We start from the raw sequence: 5,839 nt of genomic DNA, 5'->3' as shown, positions 1-5,839 counted from the left end.
ACCGGCCGCCTGTCCCCGACCACAGCCAGCGGCACGCCGTTCCTTGGCCCGTTCTCGGGCAGGTACTCGACATCCCGCGCCGGGTCGTACCTGAACGCCGCAGGGCTGCCACGTCGCGCCGCCAGCAGCGCGATCACCAGCGCGTCGAAACACAGCGGGTACTGCCGCGCCCTCAGCGGTACCAGCACGGGCGATATGACCTGTACCCGCACCACAAGGTTCCTGTAAACCACAACTGGCCCCCCTCTCTACCAGAAAAAGCCGGGGCCGCACGTGCAGCCCCGGCCCTGCACTACCTCCTGCCGCGCCCGCGGGCGCCGTTGTTCCTCTGGCGGACGCCCCTGCCGGCATGCTCCGCTATTGTGGCATCGTCGATGGCCAGCAGGTTGCTGCTGAAGTTCTCCAGGCTCTCCAAAATCTTGTCCTTGTTGTCCTCAACCCACTTCCAGAACTGGTTGGCCTTCGAGCCGTCGGCAAACGACCTGCCGTCCCTGAACCGCGCCTCCATGGCGCACGCGCCGTAACCCCGCCCGTGCAGGCCGCCCAGGTAGCCCCGCTCCAAAACCGTCTCCACGAAAGCGTGGAACGCCTTCTCCATCAGCCCGTCGTCCCCGTAGCCCGGCAGGAGGCTCAACCGCATGTGCAGCACCGACCCCGCCGGTATCGGGTCAATAAACGCAAAGATCATCGACTCACCTTTAAAGATCGACTTGAGCCTCCTGTACACCTCGTCGACAGCCTGCTCTTCTTCTTCGTTCACCGCAGGCGGCACCGCCCCGGCTGCCCCTTCCGGAACGCTCCCGGCAACGGCAGGTCCTCCCGGGTCACCCGCAGCGACAGCGCTCCGGGCCGCATCCCTCGAAACGTCCCCGCCGGCAGCGGCACCCCCGTCCGGTTTCGGAAGCGGAACACCGAGCACTTTCGCAAACTCCTCGAGGACTTCACCCCTCATCACGCTGCGCAGCTCCTCAAAACCGCCCGTGAGCAGCGCTTTCCTGACCTCTCCGTACTCCTTTTTCTCAAGCATCTCGCGCAGCTTCTCGCGCAGCGGGTCCTCGCCCAGCTCCGGCACAATCCGCCGCGTGTACCGGTGCCTGTCGCGATACGCACTACCAGCCTCCGCCAGGCCGACAAAGTCACTGTTAAACGGGCTCCCCATCATGGTAAACAGGCTGGCCGTCTCCTTGACCACGGGGTACGCGAACCCCACCGACAGCCTGCCCGGGAAAAAGACGCCCTTGTAGCTGCCGCCCAGCAGCCCGAAAAACGGCAGGTCGTCGTATACTTTCAGCCACTTCTCAACAGTGCACGAGTGCGACTCCCCGGAACCCGTGTGCCCGCCAGCAAACAGCAGGTACGCCACGTCCCGGCTGATTGTCTTAACCTCCTGCCCGGTACCGCCGTCTTTACCGCTGCCGCCGTTTACTTTAATCCCGCACAGGTCCAGCACCCTCTGCATGAATACGCGGCGGCTGCCCCCGCGCACCGACGCCCCGCTCACCACCGGTAAAGCCATGATCTCGTCCTGCCTGTCCTTCCGGCAGTAGACCTTTATCTTCCGCTGCACGGTGTAGTTCTGCCTGTCACCCTCGTCCTCCACAACTTCCCCAATGGAACCGTTAAAGATGGGCTCCAGTGCGATGACCTTCACAAAAATGTCCTGCGGACGGTACATGCTAGTTCTTCTCTCCTTTCGTAGTTTTTTTGCTGACCGCAGTCTTTTCACTGAAGAAATCCCTGATTATTGACGCCAGCAACTCTCTTTCCGAAACTGTCATGACCGATACTTCTCTGCCCGGGAAGCCAAACTGTTCCAACTCTCCCCGCCTCTTTTCACCGAGACTTTCATACCTGACCACAGCATTCTGTGACAGAACCACCCCTTTCTCAGCAAAAATTTTTCCCACAGCGGAAACCGCCCTGTATGCTGTATCGCGTAACAGCGGCAGCCGGACCGGGACCGGCCGCAGCAGCGCAGCGCGGAAAACCCAGACCTCTTCAACAGACATGTTCAGGGGAATGTAGTACAGAAAGTGCTTCCTCTTCAGGTCGGCGTCCTTTACAAAAACCCCAAAGGGCCTCCCCCGGGGGTCTATCTGGAGCAGGTCTTTCGGCGACTCCATGAAAACCAGCTCTGCGTCCGATACCCAGAACCCGTAGCTTTTGATAAAATAGTTCTCGTTCCGTGACCTGTTGCCGTTGTCGTTCACCGACGTCCCCAGCGCCACGTCCCTGCACGCCTGGCAAACGTACTCCCCATCGGGCAGGGCTACCACCCCTTCCTCCGTCCAGTTCTCACGGCCGCCGAAGACTTCTTCGTAACTTGAAACCTCTCCCACCAGGTCGCCCCCGCACACCCTGCACTGTCCGGCAGTCGTGGGTGTTAACGGGATCCCCTTCCAGTGACAACCCAAATACTGGACTACCGTGTTCACACCCACTGTCACCCCTTTCTAAAATATCAGTTCAGATCGCCGCGCCGAACCCGCAGCCCGTCTTGTGGCCGATACCCGCGACCTGGGCAAATACCCGCGCCTCCGGACCGCCGCCACTGACACGCACCGCCCCGCTGAACGCCAGCAGGTTGCGGTTCTTGTACTGGATCAGCTTCTTCCGCGGCGCCCCCACAAAGCTCAGGCCGACGTCTCCGGGCAGATCTCTGCCGGTGAAGTACCTGAACTTGTTCCGCATGGACAGGACGGCCAGCTCTTCAAACCCGCCGTCCGGGTCGGCGAACGTGTGGTCCTTCTTGATTATCAGCGCGCTCACCACCGGGAACACCGCCCGGTCGGGTAATACTTCAAACATTACCTGGACCACGCGGAACACGTCTCCATTAACTTCCACTTTCTTATTTCCCACGAACCTGTCAGCAAGTTTATCAACAGACTCGTCAAAGACGCTGGAGTACCGGAACGACCAGAAACCGTTCAGGCTCACCAGCCCGTCCTTCAAAAACAGCGGCTCTTCCGGCAGGAGAGAGTAGCTGAACGCGCTGTGCTTCGCTCCGTGCATCACACCCCCTATCCCGCCGCGGCCCAGCAGCGTGAAAATGACCCCCTGCCACTTGTCGCGCCAGTCATAACCAATTTTGCGCGGGCCGTGTAACCTCACCAGCAAGCGCCTGCCGTACACTGTCAAACGACCTCCTTTTCACCTCAAACTCTCACGTTGCACTCCCAGAGCCGGGTCCCGGGTGCCGCTTCCCTCAGCAAACGACAAGCCGCAAAAAAAACCTGGAGGAAGCGACAGCCCGTCGCCCGCACGTATGACGCAAAAACCTTCCACAACCGGTACCGACCGCCAGGCAAAACCTGTAGGCGAAAAACCCGCTGGAACACCCCCGTAAACGGCAGTTCTATGCGCACACCGTCCTTGCTGCTCTTGAAAGCGGCAAGGCGGTAATTACCGAGCAGCATCGTCACCCGCTTTTTTCCCATACGCACCCCACAGGAAAAAGGGAGCGCCCTGACCAGACCCCGAACAGCTGGCACCGCCAAAGCCCGGTACCGCTCGTCAAAGACCTGCTCGATGGCTTCTTCTAACGAGTACTGCACAGTACTCTCGCGCCACAAACAGCCAGACATAAAGACCTCCTCCGTTTTTCAAGCCCTCAAAAAAGAAAGTTCGGTTTCCACCGGCTGAGTTTTTCAGCTAAAACTTTAGAAAACAGGCAAACGGCTTTTTCAGCCTGAAGACCACACGGTACAGTCACTGCCGTCAAGAAGACTATAAATTCCGGATAGAAACAAAAATCGTCAATCAAGCAAGCTGTCCCAAAACGTTCTTTGTCGAGCGCTTTCCAGGCACTCCACAGCTCAGGCAACCCAAATATTGAAACCAGCCGCAGACCAACCCCCGATGCGATATCTGCCAATAGTTCCTCAACATTTTCCGGAAACATTTGTTTTTTACCAGGAAACGCTGTCCCAAGGAAAGAATGAACTGCTTCGTGCGCACCCACTGCCAGCATGACAGCTTCTACAGAAACACTGGCTTCTCGCGAAAACTCTTCCACCGCTCGCCTGTGGATTGCTATACGGTTTTCAACCGGATAATACTCACCAAGCAGCTTCTCAATTGGCAAAAAACCACCGCTCCTCTCCAGGACATCTCTAAATGGTACCGCATTAAACGCCGTCCTCCACGGATTCAAATCGTCAATATCCAGGGTACAGGCGAAAAACCGCGACATAGCGTCCTCCATAAAAAAGAAGTTATCAAACAACTTCGTCTTTAAAAAAGAAAATGGAGTTACCTCTTTTCTTTCCCCATTCAACCTCAACACCCCAAAATAGAAGGGAAGAGCTGCAGTCGAAAGTGCGCTACTCTTCAAACAAGTGTTGTTAAATTCAAGTTCGGCAAACAAACGAAATAGAGACGCAATACCACCTGCATTGTAAAAGCGCTCCTTTGTCTTTTCACTGAAGACGTTTTCTTTGTTTTCCATCTTATCCCCCACCTTCTTTCTTCCGCTTAAACCAGAAATTAAATGTTTTGTTTCAATCCCTTAAAGGTAGCAACTAAACTGTCCTCCGTTAGAGTAGTTGGCATTGTGTACTGGAGTTTCATTCCCTTAAAGGTAGCAACTAAACTCCCACTTATCCAACATAATCTCCGGAAAGCGCAAACGTTTCAATCCCTTAAAGGTAGCAACTAAACACAACATAACGGTAAACGAGTAAAATATAATTACTAGTGTTTCAATCCCTTAAAGATGGCAACTGAATCCGTCCCGCCATTTTTAGCCGAACCCATGCATAATGTTTCAATCCCTTAAAGATAGCAATTAAACATGTGACCAGCGGGGTCGCTTCGCCTCCATTTTCGTGTTTCAATCCCTCAAAGGTAGCAGCTAGACAATAGACTCGCAGGAAGTGCTGATCGGGTCTGATTAGTTTCAATCCCTCAAAGAAAGCAACTAAACAACGGCCCAGACTGCCGCCGCCCGGTCCGGATGGGGTGTTCCAATCCCTTAAAGGAAGTAACTAAACAATACCAACCAGTCAATCAATCTGTTGACAGTCAGTTCCAATCCCTTAAAGGAAGCAACTAAACTTGCCCCCCCGGGGGTCCAGGGATGACGTTCTCAGCAGATTCCAATCCCTTAAAGGAAGCAGCTAAACGCCTACGTCCTGCCGAACAGGGCCAGTTTTGTCCTGATTCCAATCCCTTAAAGGAAGCAATTAAACCCTCCGCCAAAAACTCGTTGGCCCGGCGCTCCACATCTTCATTCCAATCCCTTAAAGGAAGCAACTAAACGTTTGTACACGGCGGTCTCCCCGGCTTCCTGTTTCAATCCCTCAAGGAAAGCAACTAAACTTCCTTTCGTCCATTAAAACCACATCGGAACGCATCGTTTCAATCCCTTAAAGGAAGCAACTAAACCGGCCAACGACATGGCGTCTATTGGGCTTTGTTTCAATCCCTTGTTTCAATCCCTTGTTTCAATCCCTTGAAGGAAACAACTAAACCTCTCTTCGTCGGCCATTACCTCCCTTCGTCGGCGTGTTTCAATCCCTCAAAGGTAGCAACTAAACTATCCTGCATATTCTCCGCATACGTCAATGTAATAAAGTTTCAATCCCTCAAAGGTAGCAACTAAACTGGTCACCTACGAACCGAAGCAGGGGCCAAAACAGGGTTTCAATCCCTCAAAGGAAGCAACTAAACTTTTGAACTCACATCTACCGAATTTGCACGTCTATGTTTGTTTCAATCCCTCGAAGGCAGCAACTAAACCAAGCAGGTCCAGCCGGCGGTGTACACGCGGACGGAGTTTCAATCCCTCGAAGGTAGCAATTAAACGTATTATGCCAGCCTGGATGACTTTGTTAAG

The 5,839-nt window shown here is 54.6% G+C and carries 6 protein-coding genes; all 6 read right to left on the bottom strand.

The features are described from left to right. Positions 1-233: hypothetical protein (locus ACPLUI_RS10005; RefSeq protein WP_424660119.1), on the bottom strand; the 233-nt coding region annotated here is incomplete at its 3' end. A gap of 59 nt (positions 234-292) precedes the next feature. Continuing rightward, positions 293-1,675, bottom strand: coding sequence for a hypothetical protein (locus ACPLUI_RS10000; RefSeq protein WP_424660118.1), 1,383 nt, complete (start codon positions 1,673-1,675; stop codon positions 293-295). Between the two features lies 1 nt (position 1,676). Next, on the bottom strand, positions 1,677-2,435 hold the full coding sequence (locus tag ACPLUI_RS09995; protein ID WP_424660117.1) for a hypothetical protein: 759 nt from the start codon (positions 2,433-2,435) through the stop codon (positions 1,677-1,679). Positions 2,436-2,466: 31 nt separating this feature from the next. After that, on the bottom strand, positions 2,467-3,135 hold the full coding sequence (locus ACPLUI_RS09990; protein WP_424660116.1) for a hypothetical protein: 669 nt from the start codon (positions 3,133-3,135) through the stop codon (positions 2,467-2,469). Between the two features lie 23 nt (positions 3,136-3,158). Continuing rightward, positions 3,159-3,587: a hypothetical protein gene (locus ACPLUI_RS09985; RefSeq protein ID WP_424660115.1), complete on the bottom strand. Its 429-nt coding sequence runs from the start codon at positions 3,585-3,587 to the stop codon at positions 3,159-3,161. 26 nt (positions 3,588-3,613) lie between these two features. Then, positions 3,614-4,450 carry a hypothetical protein gene (locus ACPLUI_RS09980; protein WP_424660114.1) on the bottom strand — a complete coding sequence of 279 codons (837 nt, stop codon included), beginning with the start codon at positions 4,448-4,450 and terminating at the stop codon, positions 3,614-3,616. Between the last annotated feature and the right edge of the window lie 1,389 nt (positions 4,451-5,839).

It is taken from the genome of Desulfofundulus sp., from assembly GCF_049701015.1.
Lineage (GTDB): Bacteria > Bacillota > Desulfotomaculia > Desulfotomaculales > Desulfovirgulaceae > Desulfofundulus.
This window is presented reverse-complemented; position numbering and strand designations above follow the sequence as displayed.